The following is a 23,252-nucleotide window of genomic DNA, read 5'->3' on the forward strand; positions in this document are numbered from 1 at the left end:
GTTGCCTGCCATGGCTGATCAGACCGCACCGCACTATCACTTCGAGACGCTGCAAGTGCACGCCGGCCAGGAGAGCCCCGACCCCTCGACCGATGCGCGCGCCGTCCCGATCTACGCCACGACGTCCTACGTGTTCAAGGACTCCGCCACGGCCGCGGGCCGCTTCGGCCTCGCCGAGGGCGGCAACATCTACTCGCGCCTCACGAACCCGACCGTGGACGTACTCGAGCAGCGCATCAACGCACTCGAGGGCGGCGTTGGGGCGCTGGGCGTCGCGACGGGCGCCGCTGCGATAGACATCGCCGTCTCCAATATCGCCACGGCCGGTGACCACATCGTTGCGGCGGCTGACCTCTACGGCGGTACGATCAACTTCTTTAGCCACGTGCTGCGCGACCGCGGCGTCGAAGTTACGTTTGTCGACCCGCACGACCCGGCCAACTTCGAAGCTGCCATCAGGCCGAACACGAAGCTGGTCTACGGGGAGACGCTGGGCAACCCCAACTCCGACGTCCTCGACATCGAGGCCGTGTCCGCCGTCGCGCACCGTCACGGCGTGCCGCTCATCGTGGATGCGACGTTCTCGACGCCCTACCTGCAGCAGCCGCTCAAGCACGGGGCCGACGTCGTCGTGCACTCCGCCACGAAGTTCATCGGCGGCCACGGTACCGTCATGGGCGGCCTCATCGTCGACGGCGGCAATTTCGACTGGACGGCCTCGGACAAGTTCCCCGGCATCTCCCAGCCGAACCCCTCCTACCACGGCATCGTGTTCGCGCAGGCGGGCGGGGCGGCCGCCTACATCCTCAAGGCGCGCGCCACGCTGCTGCGCGACCAAGGCCCGACGTTGTCTCCGTTCAACGCATTCCTGCTGCTCCAGGGCCTCGAGACGCTGTCGCTGCGCGTCGAGCGCCACGTCGAGAACGCGCTGAAGGTCGTTGACTTCCTGGCTCACCACCCCCAGGTCGAGCGCGTCAACCACCCGAGCTTGGCCACGGGCCACGCCAAGGAGCTGTACGACCGCTACTTCCCGCACGGTGCCGCGTCCATCTTCACGTTTGACATCAAGGGAGACGCCGAGACGGCCAAGAAGTTCACCGAGTCGCTCAAGCTGTTCTCACTACTTGCGAACGTCGCTGACGTCAAGTCTCTCGTCATCCACCCCGCCTCGACGACGCACAGCCAACTCAACGAGGAGGAGCTACTTGCGGCTGGCATTCGTCCGACGACGGTACGCCTGTCCATAGGCACGGAGCACATCGACGACATCCTCGCCGATCTGTCCCAGGGTTTCGACGCTGTGAAGTAGACGCTCCTCAGAAGTTTTGCCTCGGCGTGGCGCGTGCGTCTTTTTGAGGACGTGCGCGCCATTTTTGTGTGCGATGGGGGTACCATGGCGATGTTTCGACGCATAGGGGCGAGCGGGGGAGAAGCGTGGAAGACGAACAGACGCTGCGGGCGACGGCGCTCGGCTTGCCGCCGTTGACGGTGGCCATCCAGGCGGGTGGCGAGTCGCGGCGCATGGGGCGCTCCAAGGCAACGGTGCCGTTTTTGGGACGCCCGCTCATCGAGCGCATAGCGGGGCGCCTGGCCCCCATAGCCTCCGAGCTGCTCATCACGACGAACGAGCCGGAGAACCTCTCCTTCCTCGCGCAGATGCCCGAGGCAAACCGCATCCGGCTCGAGCGCGACCTCAAGGACCGGCGTGGCTCGCTGACGGGCCTATACTCTGCGCTGTCGCTGGCACGCTGCGACTTTGTCGCCGTGTGCGCGTGCGACATGATATTCGCGAGTCCCGCGCTGTTCCTCGCGCAGTTTCGCCTGCTCGCCGACGACCCTTCGCTCGACGTCGTCGTGCCGCGCACGGAGTTCGGCTTCGAGCCGTTTCACGCCGTCTACCGGCGCCGGAGCTGCCTTGCTCAGCTTGAGGCGTCGCTTGCGGGCGGAGCTTGCAGCCTGCGTGCCTTCCTCGGTGAGGTCAACACGCGCAACTTCTCGATCGAGGAAGTTTCCCGCGCCGTGCCGACGGGGCGCTGCTTCATCAACGCCAACACGCCTGAGGAGCTTGCGAAGGCCGAGTCCATCGCCCGCGAGATCGAAGGCACAGACGCGTAATGCCCCTCGGGGCGCATTGGCTCTTTTTCGGGCGAGTGAACAATTGAGGGAGCTTGTCGCCGCAGGTAAAGGGCCCGGTGTATCCTTCGGTGCATGAGTTTTCCAACCGTGCCAACCAACTGTGAGGGGATGTGCATGAGCCTTTCCCAGAACGATGTGCGGGGCATTGCCGACTATGCCCGCATCGCGCTCACCGACGAGGAGCTCGTCGAGATGACCGCCTACCTCAACGACGCCGTCGACAACGTGCTCGCGCCGATTCGCGCCTACGAGCTCGATGGCGTGGAGCCCGTGTTCCATCCCATCGGCGACCTGTCCAACGTCATGCGCGACGACGTGCCGGCGCCTGGTCTGCCGCTGGGCGAGGCGCTCGAGAACGCCGGACAGTCCGAGGGGCGTTTCTTCCGCGTGCCCTCCATCCTGGGAAACGGGGGTGAGCGCTGATGGTCGCCCCCGCCCGCTCGCTCGACCAGCTCTGCGCCTCCGACATCGCTACGCTCGTGACCTCTGGCAACGTCTCCGCCCGCGAGGTCGCGACGGCCGCCTTGGCCGCCGTCGAGGCGCGCGATGCCGACGTCCACGCCTTCCTGCAGGTGACGCCCGAACTCGCCCTGGCTGCGGCCGACCGCATCGACGCGGCCCGGGCGGCGGGAGAGGCCTTGCCGCCTCTGGCCGGCGTGCCTTGCGCGTTCAAGGACAACATGCACCTCGTCGGCACGCGCACGACGTGCGGCTCGCGCATGCTGCAGGACTACGAGAGCGTCTTCACGGCCACCTGTGTCCAGCGCATGCTCGACGCAGGTTGCCTGCCGCTCGGCAAGCTCAACATGGACGAGTTCGCGTTCGGCTCCTCCACGGAGTCGAGCCACTTCGGGCCGACGCGCAACCCCCGCGACCTTGCACGCGTGCCTGGTGGCTCGTCGGGCGGCTCGGCGGCGGCCGTGGCGGCGGGCATGCTGCCGCTGACGCTCGGCTCGGACACGGGCGGCTCCATCCGCCAGCCGGCGAGCTTCTGCGGCGTCGTCGGCTTCAAGCCCACGTACGGCATGGTGAGCCGCTACGGCGTCGTCGCGTTCGGTAGCTCGCTTGATCAGGTGGGCCCGTTCGGCCGCACCGTCGACGACGTGGCACTCGCCATGGACGCGCTGGCCGGCCGCGACGAGCGCGACTGCACGTCGCAGGCGTGGGACGCCAGCTTCCGCGCGCACCTGCACGACGGCGTTGCGGGCAAGCGCATCGGCATCGTGCATGCGATGAACCACGCCGACGGCGTGACGCCCGAGGTCGTCGCCGCCATCGACGCCGCGGCTCAGGCTCTCGTGGATCGCGGCGCCACGCTCGTGGACGTCGAGCTGCCCAACGCGGCGGCCGCCATCAGCGCCTACTACGTGCTTGCCCCGTGCGAGGCGTTCTCGAACCTCGCGCGCTTCGACGGCGTGCGCTACGGCTACCAGCACCCCGGTGCGCGCGACCTGGCCGAGATGACGTCGCTCTCGCGCGCCGAGGGCTTCGGGGCCGAGGTCAAGCGCCGCATTCTGCTCGGCGCCTACCTGCTGTCCTCCGGCGTGTACGACGAGTACTACTACCCGGCGCAACAGGTGCGCGCCCTCATCACGGCCGACTATCGCGCCGCATTCGAGCAGGTTGACGCCATCCTCATGCCGGCAAGCCCGCGCACGGCGTTCAAGTTCGGCGAGATGAGCAGCCCCACGGAGATGTACCTGTCCGACATGTTTACGATCTCCATCAACATCGCGGGCAACGCCGGCATCACGGTGCCGGTTGGCTTGGGTGCCGACTCGGGGCTGCCTGTGGGTGCCCAGCTCGTCGGTCCCGCGTTCAAGGACGACGAGCTGCTGCGCATCGCCGCGTCGCTGCAGGAGGCCTACGGGCCCGCGCCTGTCGCGTCGGCGTTTGCCGAGAAGGGAGGCGAGCTGTAATGAAGAGCCTCGCGGAGGTTCTGCAGACGTGGGAGCCGGTCATCGGCCTGGAGATCCACACGGAGCTCACGACGCTGCAGACGAAGATGTTCTGCAGCTGCCGTCTGTCTCACGACGATGAGCCGAACACGAACGTCTGCCCCGTGTGCCTGGGCATGCCCGGCGCGCTGCCCGTGCCGAATAAGGCTGCCATCCAGTCTATCGTGCTCGCCGGTTTGGCCACGAACTGCCAGATCATGAAGCACTCGATGTTCTATCGAAAGAACTACTTCTATCCCGACATGGCCAAGAACTTCCAGACGACGCAAGGCCCGATTGCCTTCTGCATGGGTGGCTGGCTCGACCTGGAGGTATCGGCGTCCGGCTCTGCCGAGCGCTACGACGATGGCGAGGTCACCCGCGCTGACGACGGCAGTTATACAGCGCACATCGGCATCACGCGCATCCACATGGAGGAGGACGCCGCCAAGATGGTGCACGTCGGCGGCATCGACGGACGCATCGACGGGGCGACGGCCTCGCTCATCGACTACAACCGCTGCGGCACGCCTCTCATCGAGCTCGTGACGGAGCCGGACATGCGCAGCCCCGAGGAAGCGCGCCTGTTCATGGAGAAGCTCCGCCAGATATTCCTGGCGCTGGGCATCTCCGACTGCTCCATGGAGAGCGGCTCCATGCGCTGTGACGGCAACGTGTCGCTGCGCCGTCGCGGCACGACCGGTCTGGGCACGAAGACGGAGCTCAAGAACCTCAACTCGTTCAAGAGCCTGCACGACGGCCTCGAGTACGAGATCCGCCGCCAGGCCGAGGTGCTCGAGGAGGGCGGGCGTGTCGCGCAGGAGACGCGTCACTGGGAGACGTCGACGAAGCGCACGCTCGTCATGCGCACGAAAGAGACGGCCGACGACTATCGGTTCTTCCCCGAGCCTGACCTCGCGCCTTACGACCTGTCCGACGCGTTTATCGACGAGGTACGCGCCAAGCTGCCCGAGCTGCCCGACGAGCGCCGCGCCCGCTACGAGCGCGACTTCGGCCTACGGCACGCCGACGCGGGGCAGCTCGCCGGCGACCCGGCCTACGCGCGGTTCTTCGAGGCAGCGATGGAGGGTGTGCCCGCCAAGCTGGGCCAGGCAGTGGCCAACGTCGTGCTGAACGACCTGACGGGCTACCTCAAGGCGGCGGGCTCGTCGCTCGAGGAGACGTCTATCACGCCGGCCCAGGTGCGCAGCCTCTCCGAGCTGCTGGCCAGCGACGCCATTACGTCCAAGCAGGGGCGCGAGGTGTTCGACCTCATGGCGGACAGCGGCGAGGACCCGGCGGCCATCGTCGATGCGCACGGCATGCGGCAGGTGAGTGACACGTCTGCGCTCGAGCCGATTGTCGCGCAGGTCATCGAGGCCTGCCCCGACCAGGTGGCGCAGTACAAGGGCGGCAACGCCAAGGTCATCGGCTACCTCGTGGGCCAGTGCATGAAGGTAAGCCACGGCAAGGGCAACCCCAAGCTGTTCAACCAGTTGCTTGCGGAGAAGATGGCGTAGAGGGCGAGCGTGGCCTGGTTTAGCCTCAGATGAGGCGGTATTTCTTGTCACAGGGGCGGCTTCCGCTGATGGGAGCCGCCCCTGCTTGCCAAAGCAGGACAAAACGACGTCTCTGTGGACAAAACTACCGAGGCTTGCGAGTCCTGCAGGCGTTGGTGGCGCATCCGGGAGCTCAGCAGAGACGCGCCACCTGCGCTTTTTCTTGCGCGCACCCTGATTCACGCCGACGGAGGGCATGGGATGACCGAGGCACACTCGCAAACCTAGGTACTTTTGGCCATCCGGGGGCTGTCTACTCCTGCTCTGACTGTGCTCGGCAGGCGCTTACCCCATGAGCTGGGCAATAACGCCGATGATGAGCATGTGCGCCGGGTAGAACACGTAGAAGAACCACTTCATGGAGCGACCGCGCTTCCCGTTGTACAGGAACAGCAGCAGCAGGCCGATGACGGCGTAGCTCTCGAACAGGTCGCCGCCGTGGTCCCAGCAGTACCAGGCCACAAGGGCGCAGCCAAGCGCGACCTGGAGCACGCGCGAGCGCCGCGCCAGATAGAGTGCCCCGGGGAGCAGGACACCGAACGCGTGGTAGCTCATCTCGGTGATGTCTGCGAACCAGGCGCCGAGGAGGATGAACACGATCGTCGCGATGACGACGACAGGCGTGAGGCTGCGCGACGCCGAGTTTGTCCCCAGGGAGTTACCGTTTGCAGCGAGGTCGCTGTGGGCGCCGGTGCGCCCGCGCGCTATGGCTCGGTCGATGAGCCCGCCGAGCGCCTCTCCCGCCCAGAGCGCCAAGAAGCTCACGAGTAGCGTGAACATGACGTTCTGGTGCCGGGTGAACTCGAGCCCCGTACCGTAGAGCGCCCAGTCGTATGGCCACTCCGAGATGAGCGCAAACAGGAACAGGCGCCAGGCGTACTTAGGCTTGCTGTGCGTGTGCGCGAAGCCCTCGGCCAGCAGGAAGCAGAACAGCGGGAACGCGACGCGTCCGATGTGGCGCATGAGCAGGTAGAGGTCGTACCAACCCTGTGCGTCGAGCCGAGCGCCGCTGCGGTAGACGTCACCGTAGACCTGCCAGATGACGATGGCGGCCACGTGGTCGAGCACCATCGTGACGATGGCGATCCACTTGATGGCATAGCTCGTGAGAAACTGCCAGCGACGGTCGCGCTCGGCAAGCGCTGCGGCAGAGGGGGCGTGCTTCGTGGCCTGTGCCATGGGACGGCTCGCTTTCTGCGATGGGGGAGCGGCGCGCCGTTACAAGACGACGCGGGACAAGCGGTAAGATACGGAGCCACATGATAGGCTATCGAGCGCGCTCGAATGCAACCGATGCCGGCACACGAAAGGGACGCGCATGGAGATTCGACAGGCGGTGATAGGCGATCTGGATGCCGTGCTTGGCATCATCGCCGACGGGAAGGCTGCACTGGCGGCACAGGGACTCGACCAGTGGCAGGGAGGCAACCCCACGGCGGAGAAGATCGAGGCGGATATAGCTGGCGGTCACACGTTGCTTGCCGTGGCGCAGGAGGACGATGCCATGCCGGAAGGCTGCGTGCCGCTGCCTGCTGGGACGATCCTAGGCGCGATCGCGCTGTTCGAAGGGGGCGAGGCGGACTACGACACCGTTACGGAGGGCGCGTGGCTCACGTCGTCGCCCAACACGCCCCGCGACGGCGCCGCCACGTACCTCGTGATGCACCGACTTGCCGTTTCGGCGAAGGCGCGGCGACGCGGTGTGGCAAACGCCCTGCTCACGGCTGGTGTCGAACGAGCGCGGGAGCTGGGTCTGACAAGCGTGCGCGTTGACACGCACGAGGGCAACGTCCCCATGCAGCGCGGTTTCGAGAAGGCCGGCTTCACGCGCTGCTGCGCCATCGAGATCTCGGATCCCGGTGAGCTCTCCCGTCGCCGCATCGGTTTCGAGCTCGTGCTCTGAGGCAAGCCGGCCTTGGCGGGGCGCTGGACCGTTTACTTTTACGGGAGCCTGTGTGCCAAAATTCCCTATTGACGCGATGCTTGTCTAGGTGTACTGTTCGCGCAAATTGAATAGAAATCTTCAGGGCGGGGTGCGATTCCCCACTGGCGGTAAAGCCCGCGAGCCCCGAAAGGGGCAGACCCGGTGAAATTCCGAGGCCAACAGTATGGTCTGGATGGAAGAAGATTTTGGAGACGTGCGTACTGAGTGCGTGCGCGTTCGCATAGACATCGAGGCCCTGGAAGCAGATATCTTTCCTGCTCCCAGGGCTTTTTCTTGCGGGGCGCTCGCCCCCTGTGCCGTGGCAAAGCCTGGATCTCGTGGGCCCAGACTATCCAGCCATCTCTCCGACGAACCCTGGAGGCATTTCTATTCAGGGCCGTTTCGTCCAGGGGGATGAGCCATATGAGCGATGTTACGTTCATGCATCAGGCGATAGATCTGGCGCGCAGAGGGGGCGGGTGGGTTAACCCGAACCCCCAGGTTGGCTGCGTCATCGTGCGCGAGGGGCGCATCATCGGCCAGGGCTGGCATGAGCGCTACGGCGAGGCGCACGCCGAGCGCAACGCCCTGGCATCCTGTGTCGAGGATCCGCGCGGCGCCACGCTCTATGCCACGCTCGAACCGTGCTGTCATAGCGGGCACCAGCCTCCCTGTACGCAGGCCATCATCGAGGCAGGCATCGGGCGCGTCGTCGTTGGGTCTGCCGACCCCAATCCGCTTGTTGCCGGGCGCGGGGTTGGCTTGCTGCGTGAGGCGGGCGTGCGTATTGACGAGGGCATAGCCCGTGCCGCCTGCGACAAGCTCAACGAGGTGTTCTTTCACTACATCACTACCAAGACGCCGTTTGTCACGATGAAGTACGCCATGACGATGGATGGCAAGGTCGCCACGAGAACTGGGGCCTCGCGCTGGGTTACCGGTGAGAGCGCTCTGCGGCGCGTTCATGCCGATCGCAGCCGCTATGCCGCCGTCATGGTGGGCGTGGGGACGGTGCTGGCTGATGACCCGCTGCTCACATGCCGTATGTCTGGCGGGCACGAGCCGGTGCGCGTCGTTGTGGACACTTACTTGCGCACGCCGTTCGACTCCCAGCTCGTGCGTACCGCAAGACTTGCTACGCGCGGCCTGGGCGAGTCGGCTCTGCTGGGGAGAGACGCGAGGGGAGAAAGGCGACCTGCGGCCGAGGGAACCTCGGCCGATGTCTCGCCTGGCCCCGTTGTCATCGCGACGGCCTGCTCTGATCCTTCCCGCAAGGAGGCGTACTGCAGAGCGGGCGCACACGTCCTCGACGTTCCCGGGCCCGACGGCAAGGTTGACCTGCCCCTACTCATGGCCAAGCTCGGCGAGCTGGGGATCGACAGCGTCATCCTCGAGGGAGGGCCGACGCTCAATGCCGCGGCCCTCGAGTCCGGCATCGTGCAGCGCGTGCAGGCTTATGTGGCGCCCAAGATGTTCGGCGGATCCGGCGCCCCCTCTCCCGTCATGGGGGCCGGCGTGAGCGATCCGGCGCATGCCGTGCTGCTCGGCAGCCCGACTGTGCGCCGCTTCGGCGACGACTTTCTCATCGAGAGCGACGTGCTGGGCCCACGCGACTCCGATGCGCCCGGGCGTGCCTCCGCAGGCGAGGGAGGCGGTCGCTGATGTTCACCGGCATTGTCGAGGAACTCGGGGCCATCCGTAGCGTGCGTCGAGGCGATCGCTCGTGTACGCTCGAGGTGGGTGCCTGCGTTGTGCTCGGCGATCTCAAGATAGGCGATTCGGTCGCCGTCAACGGCGTGTGCCTTACGGCGACATCGGTTGGGCAGGGCGGTTTCTCCGCGGACGTCATGCACGAGACGCTCGGCCGCTCCTCTCTGGCCTCGGCGCGTCCCGGTACCCCCGTGAACCTCGAGCGCGCCATGGCGGCAGATGGGCGATTCGGTGGCCACATCGTCTCGGGGCATATCGACGGCACGGGCACGATCGTCCTTATCGAACGCGACGACAACGCAGTCTGGCTCACCATACGAGCCGCGCGTGACGTCATGGCGCTCATCGTCGAGAAAGGATCCGTCGCTGTCGACGGTATCAGCCTCACTGTTGCGCGCGTCGACGAGCAAGCGGGCACATTCAGCGTCTCTGTCATCCCGCACACGTTCGAGGTCACGGCGTTGGGCCGTAAGCGCGTGGGTGACGTCGTGAACCTCGAAAACGATGTCATCGGCAAGTACGTTGCGCGCCTGGTGTGCGGGGGAGCGCTGGCCCTGCCTGACCGCGTTCCCAAAAACGGCGCCTCCCATACCACCCTTGACCTCGCCTTTCTCGAACATAACGGCTTTGCCTGAGACGGTGGCTCCGGCGCCAGCGCTCTCGGATAGTTCTGGCTCTCAGCCTGAAGACGGCGTGCAGACCTTTCACAGGGAAAAGGAGACCGGCATGTTCACGTACAACACCATCGAAGAGGCACTTGACGAGCTGCGTCAGGGTCATCTCATCCTATGCACCGACGACCCGGAGCGCGAGAACGAGGGCGACCTCATCTGCGCCGCCGAGTTTTGCTCGACAGAGAACCTGAACTTTATGGCGTGCCATGCCAGAGGGCTTATCTGCCTGCCCATGTCGAAGCTCTATGCCGACAAGCTCGGCCTTGGGCCCATGGTCGCCCGCAACACGGATAACCACGAGACCGCGTTCACCGTATCTATTGACCACGCCAGCACGACGACGGGCATCTCGGCTGTCGAGAGGGCGCTTACGGCTCGCATGTGCGTTGCGGACGACGCGCGCCCCGAGGACTTCCGACGGCCCGGACACATGTTTCCGCTCATCGCGCGGCCTCATGGGGTGCTCGAGCGCAACGGGCATACGGAGGCGACCGTCGATCTCATGCGCCTCGCCGGTCTCAAGCAAGTCGGCCTGTGTTGTGAGGTCATGAAAGACGACGGCACGATGGCGCGTACGCCCGAGCTTATCGAGATGGCGCGGGAGTGGGGGCTTGCGTTCATTACGATCAAGGATCTGCAGACGTATCGCAAACGCCACGAGAGGCTGGTTGAGCGTGCCATCGTCACGCAGATGCCCACGAAGTACGGCGACTTCATGGCGTATGGCTATGAGGACACGCTTTCTGGCGAGCACCACGTCGCGCTTGTGAAGGGCGACATCGGCGACGGTGAGGACGTGCTGTGCCGCGTGCACTCCGAGTGCCTCACGGGTGAGGTGTTTGGCTCGCGGCGCTGCGACTGCGGCCAGCAGTTTGCCGCAGCCATGGCGCAGATCGAGCAAGAGGGACGCGGGATCCTGCTCTATATGCGCCAGGAGGGGCGCGGCATCGGGCTTATTAACAAGCTCAGGGCCTATGCGCTGCAGGATCGCGGCATGGATACCGTCGAGGCGAACCTCGCGCTTGGCTTTGCCCCCGACCTGCGCGAGTACCACATCGGTGCCCAGATCCTGCGCGATCTCGGCGTCCGCTCGATGCGCCTTCTGACGAACAATCCCGACAAGATGTATCAGCTCGGGGACTTTGGACTCCAGATCTTGGGGCGTGTGCCGATACAGGTGGAGGCCACCGACCGTGACCTGGGATATCTCAAGACCAAGCGGGAAAAGATGGGACACATGCTCGTGTTTTAGGCAGTAGACACAGGGAAGGTTTGGACGTCCGGGGTTCGAAACACCGCAAAACCAGACTCATAACACCATTCAAGAGAAGGGGTCGTGATATGCAGGCGTTTGAGGGCAAGGTAGTTTCTCAGGGCATCAAGGTCGGCATCGTTGCCGCGCGATTCAACGAGTTCATCGTCAGCAAGCTACTCGACGGCGCTCTTGACGCCCTGCGTCGCCATGACGTTGCCGATGACGACGTGGCGGTCGCCTGGGTGCCTGGCGCGTTCGAGATCCCGCTCGTTGCGCAAAAGATGGCGCAGAGCGGTCGCTACGACGCCGTCATTGCGCTCGGGGCTGTCATTCGCGGCGCAACGAGTCACTATGACTACGTGTGCAGCGAGGTGTCCAAAGGCGTTGCACAGACGGCGCTCAAGACGGGCGTCCCGGTAATGTTTGGCGTGCTGACGACGGAGAACATCGAGCAGGCTATCGAGCGCGCGGGCACGAAGGCCGGGAACAAAGGCTTTGACTGCGCGACGGGTGCCATCGAGATGGTCAACCTGTTGCGGCAGCTCGAGGGATAGCGGCGACGCGGGTGCGCTTGGACGTACAGCAGGGAAGGCTTGCGCTGCACATGGACGCAAGCTGTTCCCCAGCTGCCGTTTCCGTGGCGTCGACCCCGTCGCGAGGTGTGGGCCTTACAGCGCTTCGGCGAGCTCCTTCGTCGCGTCGGCAGCGAGCGAGGCGACGCGGGCGTAGAGGTCGTCGTCGGAGCTGGCCAGGCAGTCTGCGGCGTCGGCAAACCAGGCCGTGTGGCGTGCGACGAAGTCGGAGAGCAGGCGACGGGCCGACTCGCGGGTCTCGTCTGCTGCGTCGTTGGCGCAGGCGGTGCGAGCGAGCTCGGCGAGGAAAGCGAGCTCGACGGAGAGCGAGTCGGGATGCAGGGACTTGACGGCCAGGTCGTAGCCCTTGAGCGCCCGGAAGTCAAAGCCGACGGTGCGATAGCAGGACAGCGCGTGGTCGCCGCGGCTGCTCGTCATTGGCCCGTAGACGAGGCGGCCCTCGCTCGTGACGCGCTTCGTGATGGAGCTCTCGACGAGCGGCACGTAGTAGGGGCTGCTCGAGACGAACAGGCGGTTGTAGTAGCGCTGCGTGAGCTCGGGGCTCGCGGCAACGTCGTCGAACCGGGTATCACCCAACGCGTGGGCAACGCGGCGCACGTCATCCAAGACGGCGTTGCTCGGCTCGCTAAGCAGGGCCTCGGCGCACGTCTCGGCTAGCACGGCGTACCCGGCAAGCATCTGTCCAGTCTCGGAATCCATGGTGGTCCCCCTTGTGTGTGGCTGCGGTCGCGGCTGGTTGTGCGCCGCCTCTTATACCCAGGGGCGCCCCCGGAGATGGCGTGAGAGCTTCTCCGGGGGCGCCGATGTTTTAGAAGCAAGCTACGTGCGTGAGTCCGTTACTTGCTGTCCTTCGTGGAGCTGGCGGCCTTGGCCTCGCCGTCAGCGGCACCCTGGAACCCAGCGTAGGGCTCCAGGACGTTGCCACCCTTGTGGACGGCGGAGCGCTTAGGCATGGCCATCGTCTTGTCGAGCCCCACGTAGTACACGCAGGGGTTCAGGCCGGTGTCGGGCAGCAGGACCTCCGTGTCGACCTCGGCGAGGCGCTTGGAGATGTCGCTGTCCGGGTCGTTCAGATCGCCGAAGATGCGGGCGTTCGACACGCACGTCGCCACGCAGGCTGGGAGCAGGCCGTTCTCGGAGCGGTGGTGGCAGAACGTGCACTTGCCGGCCACGTTGAGCTCCGGGTTGATGTAGCGCGCGCCGTAGGGGCAGGCCTGCACGCAGGCGCCGCAGCCGATGCACTTCTCAACGTCGACGAGAACGGTGCCGTCCTCTGCCGCATAGGTGGCGTCGGCGGGGCAGACCTCGACGCACGCCGGGTTCTCGCAGTGGTTGCACAGCTTTGGGACGTTGGCGCGACGGACACGACCCTCGGCATCCTGCACGTCGAAGCTCTCCACCCACGTGTTGAAGCACGTCAGCGGCACGTCGTTCTCTTCCTTGCAGGCCACAGCGCACGCGTTGCAGCCGATGCACAGGGAGAGGTCGATCAGCATGCCAAATCTCTTATCGCTCATGACCATACCTCCCTTATGCCTTCTCGATCTTGAACATACCGCCGTTGCGGCCGGGGCACGCGGCGTCCTTGTCTGCGATGACGCACAGGACATCCTCGCCGACGGTCGGGTCGAGCATCATGCGCGTGCGGGCACCGGCGGCGATGTCGGGGTTGCCCGGCGTGAGCTTGCCGTCGATCTCGACGTCCTGGGCGCCGTAGGCCAGGTGGCCATAGCCGAACGACATCGAGAACGCACCCTTGGCCTGGCCACCGCGCACCATGACCTCGCCCTCGGTCACGTCGCCGAGCGGCGTGATGGCGTTGACCTTGTCGCCGTCCTTGATGCCGAGGCGGGCGGCGTCCTCGTCGTTCATCTCGATGTAGTTGTGCGCGCACAGGTCACGCATGATCGGGCTGTTCGACAGCATCGAGATGGAGCGGAAGCGCGGCTTGTGCTCCGACACCATGAACGGGTACTCCTCTGTGGAGAAGTGATCGCTCATGAGCGACCAGTCGGAGAACGTCTGCGGCATGTAGCGCAGCGTGCCGGGCAGGCTCTTGCCGCCCGCGGGGCTTTCGCCGCCGTAGCAGTTCGTGGCCGTGGCGCGGCGCTCGCTGTAGATCATCGTGAGGTTCTCGTCGAGCCAGCGGCTGCGGCCGTTCTCGCCCCAGACGTACTCGATGGGCCAGTAGCGTCCACCGCGCGACAGGACGTTCTCGACCTTGGGCCACTCGGTCTTGCTGACGGCGGCCTTGAAGCTCTCGGGCAGCTCGTCGAGGCCCTGGATGTGCTCCTCGGTCGGGTCGATGTCGTCGACGGGGTCGTCGTCGGCATAGGCGAGGTTGGCGACGGCCTTGAGGTAGTAGTCGCTCGCGTCGTTGAGCGGCCACGTGTTGCCGTCGACGTCGGCGATGGCGTCATCGCCCCAGCCGGGCAGCTCGCATGCCTTGGCGACGTCGACGAGGAACGTCTCCCAGCTCGCGTAGCGGCCGTCGTCGAGCTGCATGCTCTCGGGCGTCTTGACCTGCCAGCGCACGGAGCTGCCGTAGCCGGAGAACGAGCTGCCGACCGTCGGCAGGCCGAAGCTCTCGTACGTGCTCACGTCGGGCACGATGTAGTCGGCGTACTGGGCCTCCTCGCCGACGACGATGTCGCAGGCTATGTGCAGCGGGATGACCGAGGTGTTGGCCAGCTTGGCGAGGACCTCGTCGCGCATGGCACCCGGCGTGCCCTGGAGCATGTTGTTCATCCAGGTCATCATGATCTTGCACTGGTACGGGTACACGTTGACGATGGACATGAGCGCCTGGCTGTCAGAGGCCGGGCCGAACGGATACCAGGGCAGCAGGGGCTTGGGGTCGGTCTCGCCGGCGGCCACGCGGGCCTTGTACTCGTCGGTCGACTCCCAGGTCTTGCCGGTGCGCGAGATGTAGCTGGCGTTCTTCGTGGAGACGTCGGCCTTCTCGAACTTGGAGAGCTGGTAGCGGGCGCCGTTGCCGGTGGTGGTGGGGCTCATGCCGTTGGGCGCGTTGCCGCCGATCATCTGGTTGGCGCCGATGAGCGCGCGCAGCACGGCGCAGCCCATGGCCGACTCCATGCCGTTGACGGACTGCGTGGCACCGCCCTTGAACCAGATGCAGGCACGCGTGCCATGGGAGGTGTACTCCTTAGCGATGCGCTCGAGCTCGGAGGCGGGGACGCCGGTGATCTCGACGTACTCGTCCTCGGTGTAGGCGTGGACGTTCTCGGACAGGATCGAGAAGGCCGTGCGGACCTTGACGCCGTTGACCTCGCCCTCATAGTCGAGCTGGCCCTGGGCGCACTGGCTGTGCACGCACGGCTCGCCGGTCGCGCGATCGATGACGACGTAGGCCTCGGGAGCCTTTTCCTCGCCCTCGGCGGGCGCGGGGGCCTCCAGGCCTGCATCCGCAGCGCGCATGAGCTTGAGGTAGTTCTCGTGGGTCTCGTCGACGATGACGAGGTAGCTGGCGTTGGTGTACGACGCGTACCCGCCGTCAACGGCGGCCTGCTGCGTCGTGAAGCTCAGATAGTCCTCGTTGTACGTGCCGGCGTCGATGATGAGGCTCGTGAGCGCCGCCGTGAAGGCGCCGTTCGTCGCAGGCTTGATCGGCACCCAGTTGATGCCGGGCATCGTTGAGGTGACGCTGCCGTTGGCCAGCGTACAGTCGATGACGTCCATCTTGATGTTGCCCTCGGCGAGGTTCTTGATGGAACGCTTGCCGGAGCTCTGGTAGTTGATGCCGCTTCCGCCGGGGAAGCCGCCGATCCACAGGCCGTACTCGCTGCCCTCAAGCTCGGGGGTCAGGCCGTTCTCCATGCTGGCGTAGAGCGAACTCGCTCCCTGTGCGCCTGCTCAAGACGAGCCGTGGCCGTACTGGTTGATGGTGCCGTACGTGCCGGTGAAGCGGCTGCTGAACGCGCCGCGGCCGTCGGAGCGGCCGCCGAACATGCACACCTGGTTCGACACGGGGCCGAGCATGGGCTTCTCGGGATCCAGCGGCGTCACGTTGTCGTGCAGCGCCTTGAAGCCCTCGATCTCCTGATCCTCGCCGATCTCGGCGAACAGCTTGCCGCCCTCGGTGACCTCGGTGATGAGCTGATCCCAGCTGATGGGCTTCCACTTACCCTCGCCGCGCTTGCCGGCGCGCTTGAGCGGCACGGTGATGCGGTCGGGCTGGCTCACGGCGTCGAGCGTACCGTTGCCGCGTCCGCAGACGGTGCCGCGCAGCTGGTTGCCCTTGCCATTGGCATAGCTCATGGACTGGAACGCCTCGGTGAGCGGGGCGGTGAAGTCCAGGTACGGATAGGCGCAAGCGGGGTTGTAGGGGTTGCCGCCCACGCTGAGCACGCGACCGCTCTCGCGGTCGAGCTTCACGCGGTTGCCGCACGAGCTGTAGCAGCCGACGCACGTCGAATAGCGCACGAGTACGTCCTCGTTGACCGTGACGTCGCCTGTCTTGGGATCAACCTTGGCCTCGATGGGCTTGCCGCTCTGAGGCGCGGGGAACTCCGCGTCGGCGGCCACGCCCAGCGACGGCATAGAACCGAGGCCGACGCCCGCGACGGACACGGCGCCCAGGGCGCCCATGGCCGCGACGAACTGGCGACGATTCATCGTCCCTTCTGTCATGGCTCTCCTCTCCTTACTTTCTCCCTTACGTGCAGGCGCCCCATGGGGGCGTCGCATTGCGTCTGGTGCGCGCCCCCTGACGCGCATCGCAGACGAGTTCATTGTTTCGAAACAAAGGGAGGGATTCAATAGCCGATACAAGGTGAGAACTCGGATTTAGAAGGACGCCCCCATCTCACCTTGACTCGGCTATTTACAGACATTTCCGCAGGTTGGTCGTGTAATCCTTGCGAGGCTATCCTATGGCACCACACGGGCGGCTTTTATCGAGGCGGAGATGTCCTTGCGTGCGTTTGGTGGGCGTGGGGTCCCGTGGCGGGCGTTTCTTATAATGGTGCTGATAGGGGAAAACAAATCGGGGGGCGGGATGAGATCGTACTTTCGGCGGCACCTGTCGACCTACTGGCGGCGCGACGTGGGCTTTGCACTCTTCCTTGCCTGGCTGTATTGCACGCTGTTTGGCTGTGGCCTCGCGACGCCGGATCCCGCTGTCGTCGGTACGCCGACGCAGTGGTGCCTTGAGCGCATCTGGATGTTCAGCGGGCTTGCCGAGGGCGTTTGTGGCGCGCTTGGCCTCGCCCTGTCTTCGCGTCCGCGCGTGCGCGCTGTTGCGGCGGATGCGCGCTTCGCCATCCTTGCCGCAGGTGTCTCGATGCTCGGCAGCGCTCTGGTGTGGGTGGCCTGGCTCGAGCGAACGACGCTGTTCTGGCAGGTTCACGCCATCGGAGGGCTGGTGTGCGGCGTCGGCGTCGCACTATTCACGATGGTGTGGGGCTCCCGTCTCGGCTCTGATGACGAGGCGCGCATCGAGCTGGCGATCCCCGTGTCGTTTGGCCTTGCCTTTGTTATCTATCTGGCGCCGCTGTTCACGAAGTGGAGCAGCGTGTTCACGCTCGTGCTGTGCGTTGCTCTCTGCGTAGCATCGGCGGCGTTTGCGTGCCGTCGCGTCGACGAGCCCCTACGCGTTTCCGAGCGCCGCGTGCGTGCTGTGGCTTCTGATGCGAACGGCGCGTGCGCGCTCTCTTGCGAGGGCGGCTGCGAAGCGGGGCGGCCGGGTCCCTCCATGCGCGACATACTTTCGTTCGTCGTGCTCGCCGGTGCGCTGTGGTTCCAGATCGCTTATTTCCGCCTCATCGCGACGCCGGCTCGCCTGGGCAACAACTTCATGCACTACCTCTATCCGTTTGCGGGGGCATGCCTTGCGTCGCTTGTCATGGTGGTGCTCTGCATCCGCATCTCGCGCTATCTCAACCTCTCGCTGGCCTATCGCTGGGGCCTGCCGGCATTCGTCTTGAGTTATGTGCCGCTCATCTTTGGCTATGACGACCCGAGCTTGCGCGTCGTCGCCTACGCCATTAATTTCCTTGGGATGTTTGGTGTGCAGTATGGCTGCTGGCTGGGGGCCTCCAAGTGGGTTCGGCGCATGGGAAGCGATCCCCTCCACACGTTTGGCGCGTTCTCTCTAGGCGAGGGAGTGGGCATATTTGCGGGCTGCGCCCTGGGCCTGTTCGTGATGGAGCGCCTGTCGATCGGGCTCGTGATGGCCTCTTCTCTGCTCGTCCTCGCCGTTGTCTGTCTCGTGGTGATGATGGTTGGCTTCAATCCCGACGCCCTCTTTCGGCGCACGCGCGGCATGGCGGCGAGAGATTCGCATTCCAACGGCGAGGGTGCTCCCACGTCGAGCCGCGTTGCTGTGGCGGCGCCCTCCGGGGTGTGCCCCGCCGTCTCGGGCGGCTGACAGGGCGCACCTGTCGTCGGGGCCGACGACACGAGCGTGCAGCGCGAAAGCGCCGGGGAAACGCCGAGTATCGAGGACCTCATCCATCGGGAGGCGCTAGGCCTGCGCGACGCGTATGGTCACGGATCGCGAGGTCGAGGTTGCCGAGCTACTGCTCGCGGGTCGCAACCGCCCGTTTATCCGCGACGAGCTGCTCGTCTCCATCAACACGGTGGGTGCTCACGTGCGCAACATCTTTGGCAAGTGTGACGTTCACTCTCAACAAGAGCTTATAGATCTGGCACGTGGCGAGGATCGACCCATAGTTGAGGGTGAGTCTGGATCTCCCGAGAGCGCACCCGGCGTGTGACGGGGATGACTGGCTTGCTCGTGCGCCGCGTTCCTTGTGAAGCGCCTATGCGGGCCGGTGAGCGCCTCGCGGCTTGTGTGCGCGCCTGCTACGATGGGCACATCACGCGGGATAGCCAAGGGGGCTGCCCCTGCTGCGTGACGCACACCCGACGACGCGAAAGGCGGAACGCCACCATGGCAGACGAGACGCTTGAGAACGAGGAGCTTGAGGGCCAGGACGACGATCTGGTCGTGCTGACCGACGACGACGGCGAAGAGGTCGAGTTCGAGCACCTCGACACGATCGAGTACGAGGGCGCCCAGTACGTCGTGCTGCTGCCCGTCGAGGCCGACGAGGATGAGGACGAGGAGGAGGGCGACGCCGCCGGCGTGCTGATCCTCAAGGCCGAGAAGGTTGAGGACGCTGACTCCGAGTTCTCCGAGGAGTACGTCACGATCGACGATGATGAGCTGCTCGACAAGGTGTTCGCGCTGTTCTGCGAGCGCCACGGCGACGAGTACGAGTTCGAGGACTAAGCTCGTTCCTTTTTTGCACGCGCTAGCTGCGCCCTTCCGCTGCGAAGCCTGCCTTCGCATGCCGGGAGGGCGCAGTTTTTTCGCAAGGCTGAACGGCTGGCGGGGTGGTGGCGTGCGTGTGCTTGACAGGGCGCAAAATGCGTTTGTGCGAGGTCTTGCAAAACTATGCTTCAAAAATGGGCGCGAATTGCGGTCGTGCGAGGTTTGCGGTGGGTGTTGCGACTACCTGAGATGCCACCGTTTAGAGAAGCCGCAGGTAGGCGTGTTGGCAGCCATGTGTTACTCATAGCTGAGGTGCCCGGATGGTCGCGCAAACCTTGCACAGCCGTCAATCGCGCCCATTTCCAGCCTCCGGTTTTGCAAAACCTCGCACAACCGTAAGAATTGCCCACGCGGACAGGGGCCATGCGGCTCCGTGCACCGGCCATCCCTGCGATCACACCATGGGCAGGGGCCACATTCGCCACTTCGCGCCCTTGCGCGGCTCCGTGTATGGCTCGCTCTCATGGGAGTCGCGAGCGCAGGCGGCTGGTTGCTCGCAGGGTCTTTCCGCATGCGCATACGTCCCGGTGCGCGTGCTCCCTACTCCTCCGGCTGCCATCCCTTGCAGATGTCGACCCAACCCTGGGCGTTTGCGGCACGCTCCAGCTCGGCGGGGGAGAGGCGCACGCCGCTGCGGGCGTCCCCGCATGCCGGGTAGACGGCGTCGAAGCGCCGTAGCGACTCATCGAGATAGCACGTGACGCCCTCGCGTACGCCAAACGGGCAGACGCCGCCGGGTGCGTGACCCACGAGCTGCTCGACCTCTGCGGGCGAGATCATCTTCGCCTTCGTGTGGAACGCCGCCTTGAAGCGCCCCGAGTTCACGTGCGCGTCGCCGGCACAGACGACAAGGAGGGCCGTGTCGTCCGCTGCGAGAAACGCCATCGTCTTGGCGATCCTCGCGGGCTCGCAGCCCAGTGCCTCGGCTGCCTCCTCGACCGTTGCGCTCGAATGGTCGGGTACGATGACGCGATCATCCAGGCCGAGCCCGGCGAGATAGTTCTTGGCTGTTTCAAACGACATGGGGTCTCCTCTGTGGGCCAGGGGCGGGCGAGATATGTTGCCGCCTGCCGGCTCTTCGTTTCCTATGGGCACATGCTAGCGGAGCACCTCATGCGGCGTCGGTGTCACATCGGCGAGTATAGTGCATCTCCAGGACGCGTGTGGGGTGCAGGGAGGAGCTGCTTGATGATTCACTTCGTGGGGGCCGGGTCGGGGGCACCCGATCTCATTACGGTGCGCGGTCAGCGTCTTCTTGCCGAGGCCGACGTCGTGATCTGGGCGGGCAGCCTTGTGAACCCAGCGCTGCTCGACGCCTGCCGGCCCGATTGCGAGCTGCACGATTCGTCTCGCATGACGCTTGAGGACGTTATCGACGTCATGGAGCGGGCCGAGGCTGCGGGTCGTGCGGTCGTGCGCCTGCACACGGGCGATCCCTGCGTATACGGGGCCATCCGCGAACAGATGGACGAGCTGGACGCGCGGGGCATCCCTTACGACGTCACGCCGGGTGTCTCGAGCTTTTGCGGGGCGGCTGCGGCTCTCGATGCCGAGCTCACGCTCCCCGGTGTCAGCCAGACGGTCATCCTGACGCGTCTGGCGGGACGAACGCCTATGCCGGCGGGCGAGGGCATGGCGGAGTTGGCGTCGCACGGCGCGTCGATGGTTGTCTTTCTGTCAGCTGGCATGCTCGAACGGCTTTCCGATGAGCTGCTTGCAGGCGAGGCGTATGGGCCGGACACGCCGGCTGCTCTCGTCTACAAGGCAAGCTGGCCTGACGAGCGCGTCGTGCGCTGCACGGTGGGCACGCTTGCGCAGGCAGGCCGCGACGCCGGAATCGACCGGACGGCGCTCGTGCTCGTGGGTGACGCCCTGGCTGCGTGTGACCCGGCTCGGGTCCGCAGCCGGGACGAAGGTGCGGCGACCTTCCGTGTCCCGGAGCGCAGCCGCCTCTACGACCCGACGTTTTCGACAGGCTACCGGGCGGCGAGCGCGGAGCCGTCGCCGAATGGAAAGGAGCCGCGCTGATGGCCGCTGTGGACAATCTCGGCATCCTATTCGCAAGCTTCGGCACGTCGTATGACGATGCTCGCGTGCGCTGCATCGACGCTGTGGCTGCCGACTTGCAGTCCGCTTTTCCCGAGGCTGCTTTGGCGCAGGCGTACACGAGTTCTATCGTGCGCCGCGTGCTCGGCCGGCGTGGCGCCCAGGTTGACGATGCCCGCGGAGCGCTCGTGAGGCTGGCGGCACAGGGCGTGCGCAACGTCGTCGTGCAGCCGGGCCACCTCATGCCCGGCCACGAGTACGACAAACTGCGGCGCCAGGTGTCTGCCTGCGCAGGCGTGTTTGACCACGTACGCGTGGGGGAGCCCCTCGTTGCCAGTACAGATGACGTTCATCGGCTCGTTGATCTTATGGCAGCGGAGTATCCGCGCGAGCAAGGGCGCGCCATCGTTCTCATGGGCCACGGGACGGACCACTTCGCCAACGTCGTTTACGAGGCGATGAACTTCTACGCGCGGGTCATAGGCCGCGATGACATGCTCATCGGAACGGTCGAGTCCCAGCCGAGCCTGGCGACGCTGCTGCGCCTCATGCGCGAGCACGGCGGCATCGAGCGCGTGACGCTTGCGCCGCTCATGCTCGTGGCCGGCGACCACGCGACAAACGACATGGCGGGCGGCGACCCGCGCAGCTGGGCGTCGCAGCTGCAGGCGGCAGGCTACGAGGTGTCGTGCGTCATGCGGGGGCTGGGCGAGATGCCGGCCGTTCGGCGGATGTATGTCGAGAAGGCGCGCGCGGCGCTGGGTGGCCGCGACGTGGCGTCGGAGGCCGGAGTGTAATGGCGCTCGAGCGCTATGTCTATGCGGGAACGAAGCGCCTGCGCTGCGGGTACACGACGGGGAGCTGCGCGGCGCTGGCGGCCCAGGCGGCGTGTCGCATGCTGCTGGGTGAGCCGGCTCCTGAGCGGGCGAGCCTCGTGACGCCGAACGGCGTGCGCGTCGAGGCCGACGTGCTTGACGCAGCGCGCGCAATTGACGGGACGTGGGCTCGCTGCGCCGTGCGCAAAGACGGCGGCGACGACGTGGACGCAACCGACGGCCTGCTCGTCTACGCTGAGGTGCGGTTTGCGCGCGAGGGGGAGGATCCGTCGGCGGGCGGCGTCGCCATCCGGGGTGGCGAGGGCGTCGGTCGCGTGACGCGACCGGGTCTCGAGCAACCGGTGGGCGAGGCGGCTATTAACAGCGTGCCTCGCGCGATGATCGTCGAGCAGGTGCATGCCGTCTGCGCAGGGCACGACGAAAGGCCTGAGCGCCCCATTGTCGTGACCGTCAGCGTGCCGGGCGGTGCGGAGGTTGCGGCGCGCACGTTCAATCCGCAGCTCGGGATTGAGGGCGGCATCTCCATCCTCGGGACGACGGGCATCGTCGAGCCGCGCAGTGTGGCGGCGCTCGTCGACAGCATCGAGCTCGAGGTTCGCCAGCGCGCTGCCGAGGGCGCGCGCGAGCTCGTCATCGTCCCCGGCAACTACGGACGCGACTTTGTGGGGGCGTATCTGACGCAACTGATGGACGTGCCGCTCGTCTCGTGTTCCAACTACCTGGGTGAGGCGCTGGACTTTGCTGCGCGGCATGGCTTTGAGCGCGTGCTACTCGTGGGCCACATCGGCAAGCTCGCCAAGGTGGCTGCCGGCGTCATGAACACGCACTCGCGCGTAGCTGACTGCCGCTGCGAGGTCATCTGCGCACATGCGGCGATGGCAGGCGCGTCCCAAGAGGTCGCGCGCCAGATCATGGCATGCGCGACGACGGATGCCTGCCTCGACGTGCTGGACAAGGCCGGCCTGCTCGCGCCGGTTATGGCGAGCCTTACCGCCGCCATTGCCGACCACGTCGAGCGCCGCGCCGCCGGAGCGTACGAGAGCGCCGTTGTCCTCTTTTCCCAGGTGCGCGGCGAGCTCGCCCGAAGCGCCGGGGCGGAAGCGCTTATCGGGCGGATGACAGGCGGCGCGTGACATTGCGAGTTGTGTGATGCGAACGCGTGCTGGTAAGAGTGAAAATCGGAGGGCATAGGAAAGAATACGGGGTTTCAAAACCCATGCGCCGCGCTTTGGAGAAGGAGGGTATAGATGGGGAAGGCTGTGAAATTTGACGGGGTGGAGGTCTA

At 65.7% G+C, this 23,252-nt stretch carries 22 protein-coding genes and 1 riboswitch; of the genes, 16 read left to right on the forward strand and 6 right to left on the reverse strand.

Features of this window, described 5'->3' with window-relative positions; all coding sequences use genetic code 11:
* Positions 1 to 10: 10 nt before the first annotated feature.
* The 5 genes from KHZ24_08240 (at position 11) to gatB (ending at position 5,593) form a co-directional block, all read left to right on the forward strand.
* Positions 11 to 1,309 (forward strand): O-acetylhomoserine aminocarboxypropyltransferase/cysteine synthase, encoded by a 1,299-nt coding sequence (locus tag KHZ24_08240; GenBank protein ID MBS5451181.1) that lies wholly within the window; start codon positions 11 to 13, stop codon positions 1,307 to 1,309.
* Positions 1,310 to 1,434: 125 nt separating this feature from the next.
* Positions 1,435 to 2,115: a molybdenum cofactor guanylyltransferase gene (locus KHZ24_08245; GenBank protein ID MBS5451182.1), complete on the forward strand. Its 681-nt coding sequence runs from the start codon at positions 1,435 to 1,437 to the stop codon at positions 2,113 to 2,115.
* Between the two features lie 135 nt (positions 2,116 to 2,250).
* Entirely contained in the window at positions 2,251 to 2,559 is a 309-nt protein-coding gene (gene gatC / locus KHZ24_08250; protein MBS5451183.1) for an Asp-tRNA(Asn)/Glu-tRNA(Gln) amidotransferase subunit GatC, read from the forward strand.
* On the forward strand, positions 2,559 to 4,055 hold the full coding sequence (gatA, locus tag KHZ24_08255; GenBank protein ID MBS5451184.1) for an Asp-tRNA(Asn)/Glu-tRNA(Gln) amidotransferase subunit GatA: 1,497 nt from the start codon (positions 2,559 to 2,561) through the stop codon (positions 4,053 to 4,055). Before gatC ends, gatA begins: the two co-directional genes overlap by 1 nt.
* Entirely contained in the window at positions 4,055 to 5,593 is a 1,539-nt protein-coding gene (gatB, locus tag KHZ24_08260; GenBank protein ID MBS5451185.1) for an Asp-tRNA(Asn)/Glu-tRNA(Gln) amidotransferase subunit GatB, read from the forward strand. The genes gatA and gatB overlap by 1 nt, the downstream gene beginning before the upstream one ends.
* 324 nt (positions 5,594 to 5,917) lie before the next feature.
* On the opposite strand, the gene KHZ24_08265 is transcribed toward gatB, so the two are convergent.
* Complete coding sequence (locus KHZ24_08265) at positions 5,918 to 6,811, reverse strand: conjugal transfer protein TraX (protein ID MBS5451186.1); 894 nt, start codon at positions 6,809 to 6,811, stop codon at positions 5,918 to 5,920.
* 139 nt (positions 6,812 to 6,950) lie between these two features.
* Between KHZ24_08265 and KHZ24_08270 the strand changes: the two genes are divergently transcribed.
* The 5 genes from KHZ24_08270 (at position 6,951) to KHZ24_08290 (ending at position 11,749) form a co-directional block, all read left to right on the forward strand.
* Positions 6,951 to 7,535 (forward strand): GNAT family N-acetyltransferase, encoded by a 585-nt coding sequence (locus tag KHZ24_08270; protein MBS5451187.1) that lies wholly within the window; start codon positions 6,951 to 6,953, stop codon positions 7,533 to 7,535.
* A gap of 112 nt (positions 7,536 to 7,647) precedes the next feature.
* Positions 7,648 to 7,765, forward strand: a riboswitch (FMN riboswitch).
* A gap of 214 nt (positions 7,766 to 7,979) precedes the next feature.
* Positions 7,980 to 9,218 (forward strand): bifunctional diaminohydroxyphosphoribosylaminopyrimidine deaminase/5-amino-6-(5-phosphoribosylamino)uracil reductase RibD, encoded by a 1,239-nt coding sequence (ribD, locus tag KHZ24_08275; GenBank protein MBS5451188.1) that lies wholly within the window; start codon positions 7,980 to 7,982, stop codon positions 9,216 to 9,218.
* Entirely contained in the window at positions 9,218 to 9,901 is a 684-nt protein-coding gene (locus tag KHZ24_08280) for a riboflavin synthase (protein ID MBS5451189.1), read from the forward strand. The genes ribD and KHZ24_08280 overlap by 1 nt, the downstream gene beginning before the upstream one ends.
* 91 nt (positions 9,902 to 9,992) lie before the next feature.
* Positions 9,993 to 11,192 carry a bifunctional 3,4-dihydroxy-2-butanone-4-phosphate synthase/GTP cyclohydrolase II gene (locus KHZ24_08285; protein MBS5451190.1) on the forward strand — a complete coding sequence of 400 codons (1,200 nt, stop codon included), beginning with the start codon at positions 9,993 to 9,995 and terminating at the stop codon, positions 11,190 to 11,192.
* An 89-nt stretch (positions 11,193 to 11,281) separates the two neighbouring features.
* Positions 11,282 to 11,749, forward strand: coding sequence for a 6,7-dimethyl-8-ribityllumazine synthase (locus tag KHZ24_08290; GenBank protein ID MBS5451191.1), 468 nt, complete (start codon positions 11,282 to 11,284; stop codon positions 11,747 to 11,749).
* Between the two features lie 114 nt (positions 11,750 to 11,863).
* Here KHZ24_08290 and KHZ24_08295 read toward each other — a convergent pair whose 3' ends face one another.
* The 4 genes from KHZ24_08295 to KHZ24_08310 all read right to left on the reverse strand — a co-directional run bounded on the left by KHZ24_08295 (position 11,864) and on the right by KHZ24_08310 (position 16,438).
* Entirely contained in the window at positions 11,864 to 12,487 is a 624-nt protein-coding gene (locus KHZ24_08295) for a molecular chaperone TorD family protein (GenBank protein ID MBS5451192.1), read from the reverse strand.
* A gap of 137 nt (positions 12,488 to 12,624) precedes the next feature.
* A complete protein-coding gene (locus KHZ24_08300) occupies positions 12,625 to 13,311 on the reverse strand; it encodes a 4Fe-4S dicluster domain-containing protein (GenBank protein MBS5451193.1) in 687 nt (228 codons plus the stop codon).
* A 7-nt stretch (positions 13,312 to 13,318) separates the two neighbouring features.
* On the reverse strand, positions 13,319 to 15,625 hold the full coding sequence (locus tag KHZ24_08305) for a molybdopterin-dependent oxidoreductase (protein ID MBS5451194.1): 2,307 nt from the start codon (positions 15,623 to 15,625) through the stop codon (positions 13,319 to 13,321).
* 36 nt (positions 15,626 to 15,661) lie between these two features.
* Entirely contained in the window at positions 15,662 to 16,438 is a 777-nt protein-coding gene (locus KHZ24_08310) for a hypothetical protein (GenBank protein MBS5451195.1), read from the reverse strand.
* A gap of 367 nt (positions 16,439 to 16,805) precedes the next feature.
* On the opposite strand from KHZ24_08310, the gene KHZ24_08315 reads away from it, so the two are divergent.
* From KHZ24_08315 to KHZ24_08325, 3 genes are all read left to right on the forward strand, one after another.
* Positions 16,806 to 18,176 carry a hypothetical protein gene (locus KHZ24_08315; GenBank protein MBS5451196.1) on the forward strand — a complete coding sequence of 457 codons (1,371 nt, stop codon included), beginning with the start codon at positions 16,806 to 16,808 and terminating at the stop codon, positions 18,174 to 18,176.
* A 115-nt stretch (positions 18,177 to 18,291) separates the two neighbouring features.
* Positions 18,292 to 18,525 (forward strand): hypothetical protein, encoded by a 234-nt coding sequence (locus KHZ24_08320; protein MBS5451197.1) that lies wholly within the window; start codon positions 18,292 to 18,294, stop codon positions 18,523 to 18,525.
* 176 nt (positions 18,526 to 18,701) lie between these two features.
* Entirely contained in the window at positions 18,702 to 19,043 is a 342-nt protein-coding gene (locus KHZ24_08325; GenBank protein ID MBS5451198.1) for a DUF1292 domain-containing protein, read from the forward strand.
* A 582-nt stretch (positions 19,044 to 19,625) separates the two neighbouring features.
* Here KHZ24_08325 and KHZ24_08330 read toward each other — a convergent pair.
* Positions 19,626 to 20,108, reverse strand: coding sequence for a YbaK/EbsC family protein (locus tag KHZ24_08330; GenBank protein ID MBS5451199.1), 483 nt, complete (start codon positions 20,106 to 20,108; stop codon positions 19,626 to 19,628).
* A gap of 165 nt (positions 20,109 to 20,273) precedes the next feature.
* Between KHZ24_08330 and cobM the strand changes: the two genes are divergently transcribed.
* From cobM to cbiD, 3 genes are read left to right on the forward strand one after another with little or no spacing between them, the layout of a single operon-like run.
* Positions 20,274 to 21,113, forward strand: coding sequence for a precorrin-4 C(11)-methyltransferase (gene cobM / locus KHZ24_08335; GenBank protein MBS5451200.1), 840 nt, complete (start codon positions 20,274 to 20,276; stop codon positions 21,111 to 21,113).
* Entirely contained in the window at positions 21,113 to 21,928 is an 816-nt protein-coding gene (locus tag KHZ24_08340; protein ID MBS5451201.1) for a sirohydrochlorin cobaltochelatase, read from the forward strand. Before cobM ends, KHZ24_08340 begins: the two co-directional genes overlap by 1 nt.
* Positions 21,928 to 23,100 (forward strand): cobalamin biosynthesis protein CbiD, encoded by a 1,173-nt coding sequence (cbiD, locus tag KHZ24_08345; protein ID MBS5451202.1) that lies wholly within the window; start codon positions 21,928 to 21,930, stop codon positions 23,098 to 23,100. Before KHZ24_08340 ends, cbiD begins: the two co-directional genes overlap by 1 nt.
* The last annotated feature ends 152 nt before the right edge of the window (positions 23,101 to 23,252 follow it).

The sequence above is a fragment of the Coriobacteriia bacterium genome, from assembly GCA_018368455.1.
Classification (GTDB): domain Bacteria; phylum Actinomycetota; class Coriobacteriia; order Coriobacteriales; family UMGS124; genus JAGZEG01.